This window comes from Aquirufa sp. Wall-65K1, assembly GCF_054558475.1.
On sequence record NZ_JBPXKD010000007.1, the window covers coordinates 37,123 to 53,090 of the forward strand.

Annotated in this window: 16 protein-coding genes; 11 read left to right on the forward strand and 5 right to left on the reverse strand. The window is 39.9% G+C overall.

Annotated features, from left to right (window positions below):
* Positions 1–13 precede the first annotated feature (13 nt).
* Together ACST15_RS10760 and purQ are read left to right on the forward strand one after the other, a co-directional pair.
* Positions 14–1,633 (forward strand): M1 family metallopeptidase, encoded by a 1,620-nt coding sequence (locus ACST15_RS10760; protein ID WP_459454659.1) that lies wholly within the window; start codon positions 14–16, stop codon positions 1,631–1,633.
* Positions 1,634–1,688: 55 nt separating this feature from the next.
* Complete coding sequence (gene purQ / locus ACST15_RS10765) at positions 1,689–2,366, forward strand: phosphoribosylformylglycinamidine synthase I (protein ID WP_459454660.1); 678 nt, start codon at positions 1,689–1,691, stop codon at positions 2,364–2,366.
* A 414-nt stretch (positions 2,367–2,780) separates the two neighbouring features.
* On the opposite strand, the gene ACST15_RS10770 is transcribed toward purQ, so the two are convergent.
* From ACST15_RS10770 to ACST15_RS10780, 3 genes are all read right to left on the reverse strand, one after another.
* Entirely contained in the window at positions 2,781–3,389 is a 609-nt protein-coding gene (locus ACST15_RS10770) for a LolA family protein (RefSeq protein WP_459454661.1), read from the reverse strand.
* An 8-nt stretch (positions 3,390–3,397) separates the two neighbouring features.
* Entirely contained in the window at positions 3,398–5,872 is a 2,475-nt protein-coding gene (locus ACST15_RS10775) for a DNA translocase FtsK 4TM domain-containing protein (RefSeq protein ID WP_459454662.1), read from the reverse strand.
* 63 nt (positions 5,873–5,935) lie between these two features.
* The gene (locus ACST15_RS10780) at positions 5,936–6,970 is read right to left on the reverse strand and encodes a quinone-dependent dihydroorotate dehydrogenase (protein WP_459454663.1); all 1,035 of its coding nucleotides are present in this window, start codon (positions 6,968–6,970) and stop codon (positions 5,936–5,938) included.
* 182 nt (positions 6,971–7,152) lie between these two features.
* Between ACST15_RS10780 and ACST15_RS10785 the strand changes: the two genes are divergently transcribed.
* From ACST15_RS10785 to ACST15_RS10795, 3 genes are read left to right on the forward strand one after another with little or no spacing between them, the layout of a single operon-like run.
* Positions 7,153–8,115 (forward strand): alpha-E domain-containing protein, encoded by a 963-nt coding sequence (locus ACST15_RS10785; RefSeq protein ID WP_459454664.1) that lies wholly within the window; start codon positions 7,153–7,155, stop codon positions 8,113–8,115.
* Positions 8,116–8,169: 54 nt separating this feature from the next.
* A complete protein-coding gene (locus ACST15_RS10790; RefSeq protein ID WP_459454665.1) occupies positions 8,170–8,904 on the forward strand; it encodes a peptidase in 735 nt (244 codons plus the stop codon).
* The gene (locus ACST15_RS10795) at positions 8,901–9,755 is read left to right on the forward strand and encodes a transglutaminase family protein (RefSeq protein ID WP_459454666.1); all 855 of its coding nucleotides are present in this window, start codon (positions 8,901–8,903) and stop codon (positions 9,753–9,755) included. Before ACST15_RS10790 ends, ACST15_RS10795 begins: the two co-directional genes overlap by 4 nt.
* On the opposite strand, the gene ACST15_RS10800 is transcribed toward ACST15_RS10795, so the two are convergent.
* Positions 9,752–10,483 carry an MlaE family ABC transporter permease gene (locus tag ACST15_RS10800; RefSeq protein WP_459454667.1) on the reverse strand — a complete coding sequence of 244 codons (732 nt, stop codon included), beginning with the start codon at positions 10,481–10,483 and terminating at the stop codon, positions 9,752–9,754. The two genes, ACST15_RS10795 and ACST15_RS10800, sit on opposite strands and share 4 nt — an antisense overlap.
* 37 nt (positions 10,484–10,520) lie before the next feature.
* Here ACST15_RS10800 and ACST15_RS10805 point away from each other — a divergent pair, with 37 nt between their 5' ends.
* Genes ACST15_RS10805 through ACST15_RS10820 form a run of 4 tightly spaced genes read left to right on the forward strand, consistent with a single transcriptional unit; the run spans position 10,521 to position 13,282 of the window.
* Complete coding sequence (locus ACST15_RS10805) at positions 10,521–11,225, forward strand: SDR family oxidoreductase (RefSeq protein WP_459454668.1); 705 nt, start codon at positions 10,521–10,523, stop codon at positions 11,223–11,225.
* On the forward strand, positions 11,225–11,659 hold the full coding sequence (gene tsaE, locus ACST15_RS10810) for a tRNA (adenosine(37)-N6)-threonylcarbamoyltransferase complex ATPase subunit type 1 TsaE (protein ID WP_459454669.1): 435 nt from the start codon (positions 11,225–11,227) through the stop codon (positions 11,657–11,659). The genes ACST15_RS10805 and tsaE overlap by 1 nt, the downstream gene beginning before the upstream one ends.
* Positions 11,656–12,873 (forward strand): alanine dehydrogenase, encoded by a 1,218-nt coding sequence (locus ACST15_RS10815; protein WP_459454670.1) that lies wholly within the window; start codon positions 11,656–11,658, stop codon positions 12,871–12,873. Before tsaE ends, ACST15_RS10815 begins: the two co-directional genes overlap by 4 nt.
* A 4-nt stretch (positions 12,874–12,877) precedes the next feature.
* Positions 12,878–13,282 carry a hypothetical protein gene (locus tag ACST15_RS10820; protein ID WP_459454671.1) on the forward strand — a complete coding sequence of 135 codons (405 nt, stop codon included), beginning with the start codon at positions 12,878–12,880 and terminating at the stop codon, positions 13,280–13,282.
* Positions 13,283–13,451: 169 nt separating this feature from the next.
* Here the strand turns inward: ACST15_RS10820 and xerD are convergent, their stop codons facing one another.
* Positions 13,452–14,372: a site-specific tyrosine recombinase XerD gene (gene xerD, locus ACST15_RS10825; RefSeq protein ID WP_459454672.1), complete on the reverse strand. Its 921-nt coding sequence runs from the start codon at positions 14,370–14,372 to the stop codon at positions 13,452–13,454.
* A 103-nt stretch (positions 14,373–14,475) separates the two neighbouring features.
* Between xerD and aroQ the strand changes: the two genes are divergently transcribed.
* Both aroQ and ACST15_RS10835 read left to right on the forward strand, forming a co-directional pair.
* The gene (aroQ, locus tag ACST15_RS10830; RefSeq protein WP_459454673.1) at positions 14,476–14,901 is read left to right on the forward strand and encodes a type II 3-dehydroquinate dehydratase; all 426 of its coding nucleotides are present in this window, start codon (positions 14,476–14,478) and stop codon (positions 14,899–14,901) included.
* A 1-nt stretch (position 14,902) separates the two neighbouring features.
* Positions 14,903–15,967: an aminotransferase class V-fold PLP-dependent enzyme gene (locus ACST15_RS10835; protein WP_459454674.1), complete on the forward strand. Its 1,065-nt coding sequence runs from the start codon at positions 14,903–14,905 to the stop codon at positions 15,965–15,967.
* Position 15,968 lies beyond the last annotated feature (1 nt).

The following is a 15,968-nucleotide window of genomic DNA, read 5'->3' on the forward strand; positions in this document are numbered from 1 at the left end:
TAACTATACCTTTATGACATTCAGCACGTTTAAAAAAAACCTTTTATTATTTCTATTGAGCATTTCATTGGGCCTCTCTGCCCAAAAATCATTCACACATGCAGATAGCCTACGCGGCAGTTTACGTCCTGCTCGTACTTCGTATGACGTGTTGCATTATGATTTGAAAGTAAAAGTAGACCCAGAAAAAACCTATATAACAGGCTCCAATATCATCTCTTTTCTTGTCAAGGAAAAAACCCAGCAAATTCAAGTGGATTTATTTCAAAACATGAACATTGACCGAATTTTATTCGAGAATAAAGCCTTGAAATACCACCGAGATGGGAATGCCATCTTCATTGATTTTCCTCGAACATTATTAGTCAAACAAAAACATCAGGTTCAAGTTTTCTACCAAGGACAACCTCGCAAAGCGGTAAGACCACCCTGGGATGGTGGATTCTCCTGGACCAAAGACCCCTCGGGTAAACCGTGGGTAACTATTTCATGTGAAGGTTTAGGTGCATCTGTTTGGTGGCCATGCAAGGATCACCCGGGCGATGAACCTGAATCCATGGATATTCGCATAGAAGCACCCAAAGGACTAATGGCGGTATCCAATGGTAATTTAATCGGCTCCAATCCGACCGAGTTTGGAACAGAATATCACTGGAAAGTGCAGTACCCCATCAATTCCTACAATGTGTCTGTGAACATAGCCGACTATGCCCATTGGTCAGAAAAAATGATTCAATTGAATGGGAAGCCACTGGATTTGGATTATTATGTATTGAAAGACAATGCAGCCATCGCCAAGACACACTTCCATCAAAGCCAGGAAATGTTACGCATTTTTGAAAAATACTTTGGCCCCTACCCTTTCCCCAAGGATGGCTATGCGCTTGTAGAAACGGATTACTGGGGCATGGAGCATCAAAGTGCGGTGGCGTATGGCAACCATTATAAAAACAATGCCTATGGTTTCGACTTCATCATTGTACATGAGTCGGCCCATGAGTGGTTTGGGAATTCCATCTCTTGTACCGACCATGCCGACCTTTGGATACATGAGGCGCTAGGTACCTATGCTGAAGCCATTTATCTAGAAGAAAAATCGGGCAAGGAACAAGCTCAATTGTATTTGAACGGACAAAAAAACAACATCAAAAATCGCTTTCCGATCATTGGTCCCTACGGAGTCAATTACCAAAGTCCAGATTCAGATATGTATTTTAAAGGAACCTGGATGTTTCATACATTGCGTTCCATCGTGGCTGATGATAAACTTTGGTTCAGCACCATCAAAGACTTTTGTTTGAGCTTTTACCATAAAAATACCAATGCCGAAGAGGTCCTCAATTTCTTTGAGAAGAAACTGAAACGAAATGTCAAAGCCATCATGAGCTATTACCTGAATCGGGCAGATATTCCAACCTTAATTTATCAATTAAAAGAAGCCAATGGCGTCTATACCTTACGTTATAAATGGAAAAATGTGCCAGGAGATGTGGATCTGCCGATTGAAATAAAACATGGCCAAGGCTTAGGGGAAAGAATTCATCCAACCGACACCTGGCAGCAAATTAAGTTGACCGAAGCACCCCAATGGGACTTTGAGCATTTTTTATTCCAAGTAGAAAAGCAAATTTAATCGGGGAATTCTGAACAAAAACCGCTATTTTTGTGGTCATATTTAATAGCATCTTATGAAATTTGGCGTAGTAGTATTTCCTGGTTCCAATTGTGATGATGATACCGTTGGTGTCATTGAAAGTTTAGGTCATCAAGCAGTGAAGCTTTGGCATAAAGAAACCAGTCTTCAAAACTGTGATTTCATCATTTTACCAGGTGGATTCTCCTATGGAGATTACTTACGTTCGGGTGCTATTGCCCGTTTTTCGCCGATTATGGACAATGTCATCAAGCATGCCAATGAGGGTGGATATTTGATGGGTATTTGCAATGGATTTCAGGTATTGGTAGAAGCACATTTATTACCGGGTGTGTTATTGAGAAACAATTCTCAAAAATTCATTTCCAAAAATATTTACCTAAAAGCGGCTACCAATCAATCCTTGATTACGCAGTCTTTAGATCTTAACAAGGCATATAAAATACCAATCGCCCATGCCGAAGGTCGTTATTTTGCTGATGAAAAAACCTTGGAAGAATTAAAAGCTAAGGATCAAATCTTATTTTACTACTGCGATGAAAACGGTCAGGTAAATGATGCCTCCAACCCCAATGGCAGCCTATTTAACATCGCAGGAATATGCAATGAGGGCCACAATGTGATTGGCATGATGCCTCACCCAGAGCGCGCTGCAGATCCTGATTTATCGAATATCGATGGATTGGAGATTTTGAAGCAATTGGTTTTATAGTGTTTAGGGATTAGTGGTTGGGGATTAGGGGTTAGGTATAAGTGTTTAGTGTTTGGGGATTAGATGGAGGTGGTAAAGGACAAAGCTAAGATTTAGTGTTTTGACCTAGTTCAGAGAAAAAGAATTTAATAAATGAAAAGAGGCTACCTTATCAGGTAGCCTCTTTTTTATTTGGATCTCGCATGAAGATTATTGATTTTCCTTAAATCAACAATATTACTCCTCTTCCGTACCACTAAACACGAATAACTAATCTCTAAACACTAATCCCTATTATTCCTCTACCTTACCATTAAACACGAATAACTAATCCCTAATCCCTAATCCCTATCCACTAATCCCTATTACTCCTCTTCCATACAACCAAACACGAATATCTAATCCCTAAACACTAATCCCTAACCACTATTACTCCTACCTCAAATCATTCACCTCTACCCCTGGATATTGCTTTTTGTCAAAAGTAAAATACTTATCATCTAATGATTTAGACTCAATCTTCAACACTTTGAAGTTTTGTTTTTTACCAGCCTTATTGGTGATAGTCCATTCCTTCACCGACTTATCTGCCGTGTTAATCTTGATGCTGATTTTTTGCATCTGAGCCGTTTTGGAAGTCGGCACCAATTCTACTGTGGCTATTGATCCTGCCTCCCCTGCTAATGAGATTTTATAAGCTTTTTTGTCAAACGAATAAATCTTAGCCGGATTCAAATCATTATCTGAGGGATCAAAGGCCGATACGTTCACCTCATTGATTTCTTTAATGTAGGTGGATACTTCCTTGCCATTATTAAAAATCTCTTGTCCAGCTGTCTTTAAACGAAATTTAGTCCCCTTAACAGAAATAGACCCATTCATCGCAGGACCTCCATCTGTAGCGTAAGAAAAACTAGCCGCAAAAGAAGCCATGGCCTTATACTTCTTTTGCATTCCATCTATGTAGCCACTAGCTTTATTCGCTTGCGCAAAACTGAGGGTACTAAAACAAACTCCGACAACAATTGCAATAATTTTCTTCATGGTTATGTTTATAAATTTCTCAAAATCTCTTCCAATTCGGTCTCACTTTTGACTAAGACATCACGGGCCTTTGATCCTCCAAATGAACCGACAATACCAGCGGCCTCTAACTGATCAATCAGCCTGCCTGCACGGTTATAGCCTAATTTTAATTTACGTTGTATCAAGGAGGTAGATCCCTGCTGATGCATCACCACCAACCTAGCTGCTTCATCAAAAAAGGAATCACGGTTACTCAAATCCATGTCTCCTCGTTCCTGTCCACCTGTTTCCTCTGAATCAGGCTCTGGCAATAAATATGCCGAGGCATATCCCTGTTGATTTCCAATAAACTCACAAATTTCTTCTACCTCTGGCGTATCCACAAAAGCACATTGTAAACGTATCACTTCAGATCCCATCGACAAAAGCATGTCTCCTTGTCCGACCAATTGATCCGCTCCACCTGCATCCAAAATAGTCCTAGAGTCAATCTTGGACATAACCTTGAAGGAAAGTCGGGCTGGGAAGTTCGCCTTGATCGTACCCGTAATGACATTCACAGAAGGACGCTGTGTGGCCACCACCAAGTGAATACCAATAGCACGGGCCAATTGCGCCAATCGAGCAATGGGATGTTCTACCTCTTTTCCTGCCGTCAACATCAAATCGGCCAACTCATCAATCACCAAAACGATGTATGGCATGAAATCATGTTCATTGGGATTCAATCGGCGATTAATGAACTTCTGGTTGTATTCCTTGATATTTCTACAACCAGCATCTTTCAATTTGTCGTAACGTAAGTCCATTTCCTTACATAAGGAATTCAAGGTACTTACTACTTTCTTGGTATCCGTAATAATCGCTTCTTCCGAATCAGGTAAGCATGCCAAGAAATGCCTTTCTAATTTATTAAATAAAGACAATTCCACCTTCTTAGGGTCAACCAACACAAACTTCAAGGTGGCTGGGTGTTTCTTGTATATCAAGGAAGTCAATAACATATTCAGACCTACCGACTTACCTTGACCTGTTGCTCCTGCCATCAATAAGTGAGGCATTTTAGCCAAATCAGCCACAAAAATCTCATTGGAAATGGTTTTACCCAAAGTGATGGGCAAATCAAAATTCGATTTTTGGAATTTCTCTGAACCAATCACCGCACGAACAGGCACCATTTCTCGGTTCTTATTCGCTACCTCAATACCAATCGTATTCTTACCAGGCATTTGACCAATGATACGAACCCCCATGGCGGCTAAGGAAAGCGATAAATCATCTTCCAAGGAAGTAATCTTACTCACTCGAACACCCGCTTTTGGCACAATCTCATACAAAGTAACTGTTGGTCCAATCGTGGCTTCAATCTTGGAAATACCTATGCCATAATATTGCAAGGTCTCAACGATTTTCTCCTTATTTTCCTTCAACTCATCCATAGTAACCTGAGTCGTCTGATTTTTCACATCATACTCCTTCAATAAATCCATGGTTGGGTATTGGTACTTAGGTAAATCAGCCGTAGGGTCATATAAACCAAATTGCGCAACTAAATCATTGGCCTTGGTTTCGGTATTTAATTCTTCCACTTCTTCCACAGGCGCATTCGGGTCCACCTCAGCCACTTTGTAGGTAAAGGTTAAATCATCCTCTACCGGAGCTTCAGGAACTTCTTCAGTGGCTAATTCTTCATCTAAGACCAATTCTTCCACATCCGAATTCACTTTTAGTGGAGGAACAATAGGCCTAAATTTCTCTAAATCGTCATTATCTATGTGAATGCTCGGGTCTTCATCAAACAAATCTTCTTCAAAAAGCGCATCCTCGGCATTGGCCACTAAAGGATCTTCTGCTGCTATCTCACCACTTGGAACATCTACAGGAGCTTGCGCTTTAGGCTTAGGATTCAACTGATAAAACAAAATAATGAAGACCAAACCCGCGAACAAAATCACGAAAATGGACATATAGCCAATCAGCTGATGTAATTTCTCATTGAGGAAAAATCCAACGCCTCCGCCTAAGGAATGCGGCAAATCCAATTGAAAAGACAAGAATCCTGCAACTAAGCTTCCCCAAATGACATAAAAGAGTACTTGCCAAGAAAGACGATCTACCGAATATATTTCTTTTCTAAAACCGACTTTCAAAGCCGACAATAAAAATAAAGGAATCAATAAAATAGAAGACCAACCGAATGTTCTGAACAAAAAGAAATGGGCTATTTTGGCTCCTAAAAGACCGGCCAAATTTTTCACTGGGATATCTGAACCCTCAATCACATCCAGCGTACTGCGTTCCACTTCGCTTTGATCCGCAACCCCCATGAAGAAATTAGAAACAAAGGCTACCAGAAGTAAAATACCGGTTAGAAATAAAAAACTGGCAACAATGAGGCGAATACGGCCTGATAATTCACTCCTCTTTACAGATTCCTTATTGCTATCCTTCTCAAAGTTCAGTTGGAGAGTATTGCTAGGACTAGTAATCTTTTTGGCCATAAAGGTGTAGGATGAATGCTTTGTGTAAATTTCGCTTTTTTGATTCGATTTACAAAATCATTTTTATAGACCTGATTGAATGATTCCTCGATTGATTTTTTTGACCAAACAAGGGCCCTCATATACAAAGCCGGTATATACCTGAACTAGGCTAGCTCCAGCTCTTAATTTATCCAAGGCATCTTCGGCTGAATGTATTCCTCCTACGCCGATGATGGGTATTTTACCCTGGGAATGTTGATGCAAATAAGCAATCACTTCTGTTGAACGCTGGGTCAAAGGTTTTCCACTTAATCCACCCGTTTCTTGTGTTAGACTAGGCTCCGACTGCAATCCTTCCCTCGAGAGTGTCGTATTGGTCGCTATTATTCCAGCCAAATTAGTCTCTTGAACGATTTCCAATACATCATCTAATTGAGCATTGGATAAATCGGGAGCAATTTTCAATAAGATGGGCTTGGGTTTTATTTTCTGGGCATTCAAATCTTGCAATCGACTCAATAATTTTTTCAAAGGCTCCTTTTCCTGCAAATCGCGTAAATTAGGGGTATTGGGGGAGCTCACATTCACGACAAAATAGTCTACTACATCATATAAAGCCTCAAAACCCAAGCAATAATCCTCTTCAGCTAATTCATTGGGCGTCACTTTATTCTTTCCTAAATTACCCCCCACTATCACCTTTGAGGTTCGTTTGGCCAATCTGGCTTTCATGGCATCTAAACCCTCATTATTGAATCCCATGCGATTGATTAAGGCATTATCAGCCGGCAAGCGAAATAAACGAGGTTTGGGATTACCATCTTGAGCTTTTGGAGTTACGGTTCCCACTTCAATAAACCCAAAACCCAAATTAGAAAACTCATCCACTAGGGAAGCATTTTTATCAAACCCAGCGGCTAAACCCACAGGATTAGGAAATTGTATACCAAAAACGGTGCGGTTTAAACGTGGATCCTCTAGATGAAACAAGGAACGGAAAATAGACTTTACTCCCGGAATCTTCATCAAGCCTCGTAAACTATCAGCCACAACATAATGAGCTTTTTCTGGACTCAATAAAAACAACAGAGGCTTTATGATGGATTGGTATAACATAGAAGAAATTTAAGCTAACCCAAAAATACAAAAATTGGGCCAGATGGAGGAAATTCTTCCCCATAAAATCCAAATTTTGTCTCCAATTCTAATTTTATGTCGACCTCAATTGCTACTCTTAAAAAAAAGGCTAATTTTAAGTATCATTGAAAAAATCAAGCATTTAATTAAAAGAAAAGCCTATGTTAAGTCGTGTTGCTAATTCCATTTATTGGATGAATCGATACATTGAAAGAGCGGATAATTATGCCCGCTTCATCTCTGTCAATTTCAACCTTGCCTTAGACCTTCCTCCCAATGTTCCTGAACAATGGGAACCGCTGATCGTGGCAACCGCCGATCACTTTAATTTCTTTGAGCATTATACAGAGGCTAGTCGAGAGAACGTATTGCACTACATGACCTTTGACATTAAAAATCCCAATTCCATTATTTCTTGTTTGTACTGTGCCCGTGAAAATGCGCGCACCATCCGGGAGAGTATCTCTAAAGAAATGTGGGAATATGTCAACCAAATTTATTGGAAAGTAAAGGACAAAGTAGAAGGCAGTAAAAATTGGGAAATATCCCGCTATCAAGGCTTTTTGGAAGAAATTAAATCAGGAAGTCAGTTATTTTATGGTATCGTGGATTCCACCATTACCCGGGGAGAGGCATGGCATTTTGGGCAATTGGGTAAATTACTGGAAAGGGCTGATAAGACTACTCGTTTCTTGGATGTAAAATATTTCACCCTGCTTCCTGATGTCAACGAAATTGGCTCTCCTTTAGATTTATTACTATGGTCTGCCGTACTTAAATCCGTTTCAGCTTATAACATGTTCCGGCAACAATATAAAGTGGTCAATCCAACGCATATTGTGGAATTTTTAATTCTAGATAAAAACTTCCCTCGCTCAGTTGTACATTGTTTAAAGGAAGCACAAGCCTCACTTTATGCCATCTCTGGAACCTCCTCAGAGGTTGGATTCTCTAATCCTGCTGAAAAGAAACTCTCCAAACTCTTGTCAGAAGTAGAATTCACGGAGATTGAAGATATTTTAAATACCGGTTTACATCAGTACTTGGATAATTTTCAAATCAAAAATAATGAAGTAGGTCAAACCATTTTCAACACATATTTTGACCTCAAACCGGTTAGCTAGGCCTAGCCTTCATTTAAAATTTGTATTTTTGCCCACATTTTTGATTTGCACCCCATGACATTTTGCCTAGGAATTAAGGTTAAAGAAGGTTTAGTAGCCATTGCCGATACCCGCATAACAGCAGGTAACGAAGTTTACTCGAATAAAAAGATTTCCATTCACGAAATTCAAAAACACAGCTTGTTCATCATGACCGCTGGCTTACGCTCGGTAAGAGATAAAGCAGTAACCTATTTTAATCAAGCCATAGAAAAGGAAGAAGCTACGTATGATTTCATGTTTGAAGCTGCTACGGCCTTTGGCAATATGTTAAAGAAAGTTGCCTCTGAAGATCGTGATACCCTAGAAAAAGAAGGTTATCAATTTAACCTTCATGCCATTGTAGGTGGACAAATGTCGCAGGATAAAGAACATAAACTCTTTTTAATTTTTCCTGAAGGCAATTGGATTGAAATCAATGAAGGTTTAAAATACCAGATCATTGGTAATTCCAATTATGGCAAGCCTTTGTTAAACCGTAACCTTACGGCCGACACTTCCTTGAAAGATGCGTTAAAAATGGGCTTTCTTTCGTTTGATGCCACTCAAGTAAGTTCCAATGATGTGGATTATCCCATTGATGTAGTGGTCTATGAAAAAAATAGTTTTCATGCCAAAGAAATCCGTTTGAGCAAAGAAGACATGAAAAACATTTCCGACGATTGGAATACGGCCTTGCGCAAATCTTTGGAGAAAATCGATGAAAAATGGATGGAAAGCCTCATTTCTTTTAGCCCCAAACCTGCATGATCGCGCACATTCAACACCGTTTGAATTATCGATATAGTGAGTTAGTGACATTGGATCCCCATGTCCTTTATTTACACCCGAGGAAAAGTTCTATGCTCACGGTGAATTCCATCAGTTTGGATATTCAACCTTTACCCGTTCAAATTTCAAAAAACTTAGACCCAGAGGGCAATATTCAAAATATTTTATTTTTCAAGCAGCCGACGGACCAACTAAGCATATACATGGAGGCGGTAGTTGAAACAACGGAATTTAACCCTTTTGATTTTGTCTATTTCCCCTTTGAAAGTCAAAAACTACCTCTTCAATACAGTCCTAGCTACCAGCGAACCTTAAGTCCATATTTGGCTCAAGATACTGTTAGTCCTGAAATTGAACTTTGTGCTCAGCAATTGGCCAAAGCGGTTCTTTGGGACACTTCGGCCTTTCTCTCTGCCGTAAATGAATTTATATTCCAAAACTTTGCCTACGAAATACGAGAAGAAGGTGCTCCGCATAGTCCTGAATTCACCTTACAAAATCGAAGCGGTTCTTGTCGAGATTATGCGGTTCTCTTCGCGGCATTATGTCGGGCCATGGGATTAGCTACCCGCTTTGTTTCGGGATATTACATTGGAGTTGCTCCCGTAGATGTACCCAACCAAACCCATCACCTACATGCTTGGGTGGAGGTCTATTTGCCGGGAGGTGGATGGAGAGGATATGATCCAACCCAACATGAAGTTGTTTCAGGTAATCACATTCCTTTGGCAGCCTCTTGCCTACCCGAAGAAATCACACCGGTGTATGGCACCTATCGAGGTATTGCTTTGTCAAGCCTAGAAACAGAAGTGAAAATAGAGCGAATTTAACCGACCAATAATTGGGCTAATAAATAATCAGCAATTAAAACAGCTATACAAGAATTAGTTACCGCTGCGGTACTTGCCTTACCCACTTCATAAGCCCCACCTTTGGTGTAAAAACCTTGAAAAGAAGCAATAGAAGCAATTAAAAAGGCGAATACAACAGATTTCACCAAAGCGAAAAACATATAATTCCCTTTGAACTGAAACTGAATGCCATGAATATATTCTTGTGGTGAGATAGCACCTGTCAACCAACCTGCAATGTAACCCCCATAAATTCCCAAGAAACAGGCCAAAGTAACCAACATAGGAAAAGTAATGACGGAAGCTAAAATTTTAGGTAATACTAAATAGGATTGAGAATTGATTCCCATTACTTCTAAAGCATCAATCTGCTCCGTGATGCGCATCGTACCCAGTTGTCCAGCAATACTAGACCCCACTTTACCACTAAGGACCACACAAGTTATGGTAGGACCTAATTCTAATAATGTGGAATCACGCACAATCAAACTAATGATGTACTGTGGAACAAATGGATTATCCATATTCGCAGCAGTCTGCACACAAGTAACTGCTCCTAAAAATGAAGCCACAATGGTCACAATCAGCAGGGAGTTAATCCCAATATCCATACATTCCTGAATCACCAAAGAAACATAGACCCTAAATTTCTCAGGATTTGTAAAAAGCTTACTAAGGAAGATTAAATATTTGCCTAATTTTGACATGCGTTGGATTAATTGAGCGCAATAAGACTCAAATATAATGAACAAAACGGTAGTAATCAGCGGAGGAAGTCAGGGAATTGGCAAAGCTTTAGTGAAAAAATTCATCTCGGAGGGATTTAATACCTTTACTTGCTCCCGAAAAGCGACAAGTTTAGCCGCATTGAAAGAAGAAATCAATAGTCCTTTGTTGCATACTTTTGTAGCAGACCTAAGTCAAAAAGACCAAACTCAAGCTTTCGCTCAATTTGTTTTATCCGCTACGAATCAGGTAGATGTATTGATTAACAATGCTGGATTTTTTCTTCCTGGCCAAATTCAAAACGAGGAAGAAGATGTGTTAGAGCGACAAATTGAAACCAATTTATATTCGGCATATCATTTAACAAGGGCCTTATTACCTACGTTTCAGGCCAAGCAATCAGGACATATTTTCACCATTTGCTCCACGGCATCCATCACGGCTTATACCCAAGGTGGATCTTATTGCATCAGTAAGTTTGCCCTTTTAGGTTTTACCAAAGTCCTGAGAGAGGAATTAAAATCACAAGGAATTAAAGTAACGGCTATTTTACCCGGAGCTACCCTAACCCCTTCTTGGGATGGCGTGAACTTACCCGCTAGTCGATTTATTCCTGCCGATGACATTGCCTCCACCATTTGGGCTGCTTATCAAATGGCACCTTCTACCGTGTTGGAAGAAATATTGATTCGTCCACAATTGGGAGATATTGACCTAGACTAATGAAACAAGTATTTAGCGCAAGCTACACCTTAGAAGATTTACCCACCGTGGTCAAAGATTGGATGGCTATCAGTAAACCATTTCCACGGGTTTATCTATTTCGTGGACAAATGGGAGCTGGAAAGACGACTTTCATTAAAGAAATGGGGAAACAATTGGGCGTTTTACAATCGGTACAAAGTCCTACTTTTTCTTTGGTCAATGAATATCAAAACACGGCTGGCGATATCATCTACCATTTTGATCTGTACCGATTGAAAAATGTTCGCGAAGCTTTGGACATTGGTATTGAAGAATACCTAGATTCTGGTCATCTTTGTTTCATTGAATGGCCTGAACAAGCCGAAGAATTGTGGGATTTCCCACATATTGAATTACTAATCAGTACTCAAGATGAAAATCACCGTCATCTTATAGCGAATTGGCACGAATGATGGAATCGAATCCCTTTCAAGATTTATTAGCCCAACAAGGCATCTTGCCCATGGAGGCCATGGCTTGGACCAAACAAAATGCGCGCAGCATCTTGATTGGAATTCCCAAAGATCATGCAAAATATGAAAATCGAATTGCACTTAGTCCTCATGCAGTTCAATTACTGGTAGCCAATGGCCATGAGGTCATTATTGAGAAGTCGGCAGGAGAACGAGCAGGTTTCATCGATTCAGATTACCTATTGGCAGGCGCAACCATCACAGAGGATATAGCTCAAGTGTGGCAATGCCCTTTAGTCATTAAGATAAGTCCACCTAGCGAAAAAGAAATAGAATTAATGAAATTAGGTAATTGCCTAATTTCCTGTGCTTCCTACCATCATTTATCAGTAGAAATCATTGATAAATTAATTCAAAAGAAAATCTTAGCCATTGGTTTAGAGTATGCCGAAGATAATGGAGGGGGATTTCCTTTTGTGAAAATCATGGCGGAAATTGCTGGGCAATTAATATTACCCATCGCCTCTGAAATATTAAGAAAAGAGCATCAACCTGGTATATTGCTAGGAAATGTTACGGGAGTTCCTCCATGCAAAATGGTGCTTTTAGGATCGGGTCAAGTGGTAGAACAAGCGGCTCGAGCAGCTTGGCACGCAGGCATTCAAGTACAGGTTTTTGATAAAGACATGTATAAATTACAGCGCTTGAAACAAAGTTTAGGATTTCCGCTCATCACCCAAGTGATCGATTCGGAAAACTTACCTAAAGCCTTACAAGAAGCCCAAGTGATAGTAGGAGCCTTGCGCTCTGACCATGGCATTACTCCTTGTATTGTAACCGAAGAAATGGTCAGTAAACTGAAAGAAGGCACCTTGATAATGGATGTGTGCATTGATCAAGGCGGTTGTTTTGAAACATCTTTCACGACCAATTTAGGCAATCCTACCTTCACCAAACACGGTGTCATCCACTATTGTGTGCCAAATATCCCCTCCCAAGTGAGTCAAACAGCTAGCTTGGCTATCAGTAATTTGATAACTTCCTTTTTATTGAAGGCGGGTAAAACAGGGGGTGTAGAGGAAATGCTATGGCAAGGAAAATCCTTCATGAAAGGAGTCTATGCCTACAAAGGTTATATCACCCACCCCATGATCGGCAAATTATTTCATAAAGCGGTGAAAGACATCCAATTATTGTTACTAAGTAAGAGTTAAAGATATGATTGAAGATTATCAAGCCCTGTCCAATGCACCCAACTCGCCAGATTTAAATGGCAAGTATTTAGGGTTGATTTCCAGTGATTTTATCTTGGTATCCGAATTAATCAAGGAGGCGTCCTATCAAATCAAGAAAAGAGGCTTTTCTGATTTTCCCATTTTTGTTACTTCTCAAAGGCCCATCGAAATTGGTCAAAAATTGATCGGGGTCAATGAAATGAATGGAAACAAATGGAATTACCATGCTTCCACCATGGAAGAATTTCTTCAACGAGGATTAGTGGCGGAAGAAAACAGGGAGCTATTTGTTCAAAATTACAAGGACATCGAAGAATTCGCCTGCCTTTTTGTGGTGGATGGCCAGTTTACCAATTTTGTGTTTATTCCGTTTCCGGAGGAGATGTAGAATGAAGAATGTAGAATTATGTTGAGCATTCCTATTTCTTATTTAAAAAAGCATGCTATTCTGTAATATTAAAACTTTTCATTCTACATTCTACATTCTACATTCTACATTCTTCATTCTCCATTCTTCATTCTACATTCTACATTCTTCATTCTTCATTCTACATTCTTCATTCTACATTCTCCCTTCCCCTATTCAGCGGATGAAAATCACGCACCATCTGACTTAAATAAGCCCTGTCAAGGTGGGTATAAATCTCCGTAGTAAGAATAGACTCATGACCCAGCATTTCTTGAACAGCCCTTAGATCCGCTCCTCCTTCAATTAAATGCGTGGCAAAGGAATGACGAAAGGTATGTGGACTAATCGATTTTTCAATCCCGGCTTTCGAAGCCAAATCTTTGCAAATCAGAAATACCATCACCCGACTCAAAGAGCCCCCTCGCCTATTTAAAAAAACATAATTCAAGGCTTCCTTTTTCACGGAAATGTGTGACCGTACCGATTCCAAATAGATTTTCAAATAACGAAAAGCATCTTTCCCCGCCGGAACCAGTCGTTCCTTGTCTCCCTTGCCTCTCACCTTTAAAAATCCAATATCCTCATACACATCTGTCAATTTCAATTGAGTCAACTCGGAAACGCGCATTCCTGCACCATATAACATTTCCAGCATAGCCCGATTGCGGACACCTTCCGGGGTCGACATATCATTTTGTTCCAAAATCAAATTTATCTCATCGAAGGAAAGGGTATCAGGCAATTTTCTTCCTTGCAGGGGGCTCTTAATATGCAGCGTAGGATCTTGCTGAATACTACCCTCAAAATTGAGAAAATGAAAGAAGGAGCGTATGCCCGACAAACACCGAGCCTGTGTACTTGCCTCTATCCCTAAACCATGCAAATCTTTCAAAAAAGCCAATAAATGCATTTCTTGAACCTCGGCTATGGCTAGCTCATTACCTAAACTAGTGGCTAAATAAGTAGCTAATTTGGTCACATCCCGCAAATAGGCCTCATGCGAATGGCCCGACAAGCCTCGCTCGATCTTTAAATAGTTTCCAAACGAACGGATTTCCTTTTCCCACATGGGCTTTTTATTGAAACAAACATGTAAATTTAGAAGAATTACGTAATTTTAAATCGGAACGGATGTTTTTAAATCCCTAGAAGATTAAGCAAAACCCATTTTTATGGTACGACAAAAAATATTGATTCTTAACGGGCCCAATTTGAACCTGCTAGGAACAAGAGAACCAGAAATTTATGGTCATCAGACCTTTGAACAATACCTAGAAGTACTGAAAGATAAATTCGGCAAGGAATTGGATTTGGAATATTTTCAATCCAATAGCGAGGGCGCGATGATCAGTAAATTGCATGAAGTGGGATTTAGCTATGACGGTATTTTATTGAACGCAGGCGGATATACCCATACTTCCATTGCTTTAGCAGATGCCGTTTCAGCCATCACTACGCCAGTCATTGAAGTGCATATTTCCAATGTACATGCCCGTGAATCATTCCGTGCACATTCCTACTTAAGTCCAAAATGCAAAGGAAGCATCATTGGTTTTGGATTAAGAAGTTATGATTTAGGCCTATACTCCTTTATTTAACATGCTGTCTTTTTACCCTGGTCCTTCCAAAGTCTATCCTCAAACTTTGGGCTTCATCCAAGAAGCGTATGAGCAGGGAATTGTGAGCATCAACCACCGCAGTGCCCGCTTTGAAAAATTATTAAAAGAGACGCTGGAAAACTTGCACGTTAAATGGGCTATTCCTTCGGATTATACCATTTATTTTATTTCTTCAGCTACTGAGGCTTGGGAAATCGTGGCACAGTCTTTAATAGAAAAACAAAGCCTACATCTCTACAACGGCGCTTTTGGTAAAAAATGGGGACATTATGTAGAACAAATTATCCCGCTAGCATCTAGTTTAGAATTTGGGCTCAATGAGTCTTTATCGGAATTTGCTCAACAAATATCTCCTGATTTAAAATCGAAAATAGATACAATATGTTTGGTTCAAAGTGAAACTTCCAATGGAACGGGGCAAGTAATAAACAGACAAGCTTTAGGTTTTCCCGATGATTGCCTGATTGCGGTAGATGCGACTTCTTCCATGGGAGGCATTTTATTACCTTGGGCAGAAGCAGACGTTTGGCTGGCTTCATGTCAAAAATGCATGGGCATTCCAGCCGGTTTAGGAGTATTAGTCTGTTCTCCTAAAGCCTTGAAAAGAGCTGAAAAACTTAGCAAAAAAGACCATTATAATAGCATCCTTTTAATGGAACAAAACAGAAAGCTGTTTCAAACCCATTATACACCCAATGTACTTAGCATCTACTTATTAAATCGATTAAGTCAAACCTTGCCTCCAATTGAAGAAATTCACAAGAATACCATGGAAAAAATGGCCATTTGGGAGGATTTTTGGACGCATCAATCCCAATTTGAATTTGATTTTTTAGTAGAAAAAAATGAACTTCGATTGGCCACCGTGCTCGCTCTGAAAGGACAATCCGCTGAGGTGAGCCGCATACTCCATGTAGGAGAACAAAACCAAATCGACCTAGGTAAGGGCTATGGCACATGGAAAAACAACACTTTCCGCATTGCCAATTTTCCTAGCCATACCGTCGAGGACATACATACGCTCATTCAACTACTACAAGTTTAAC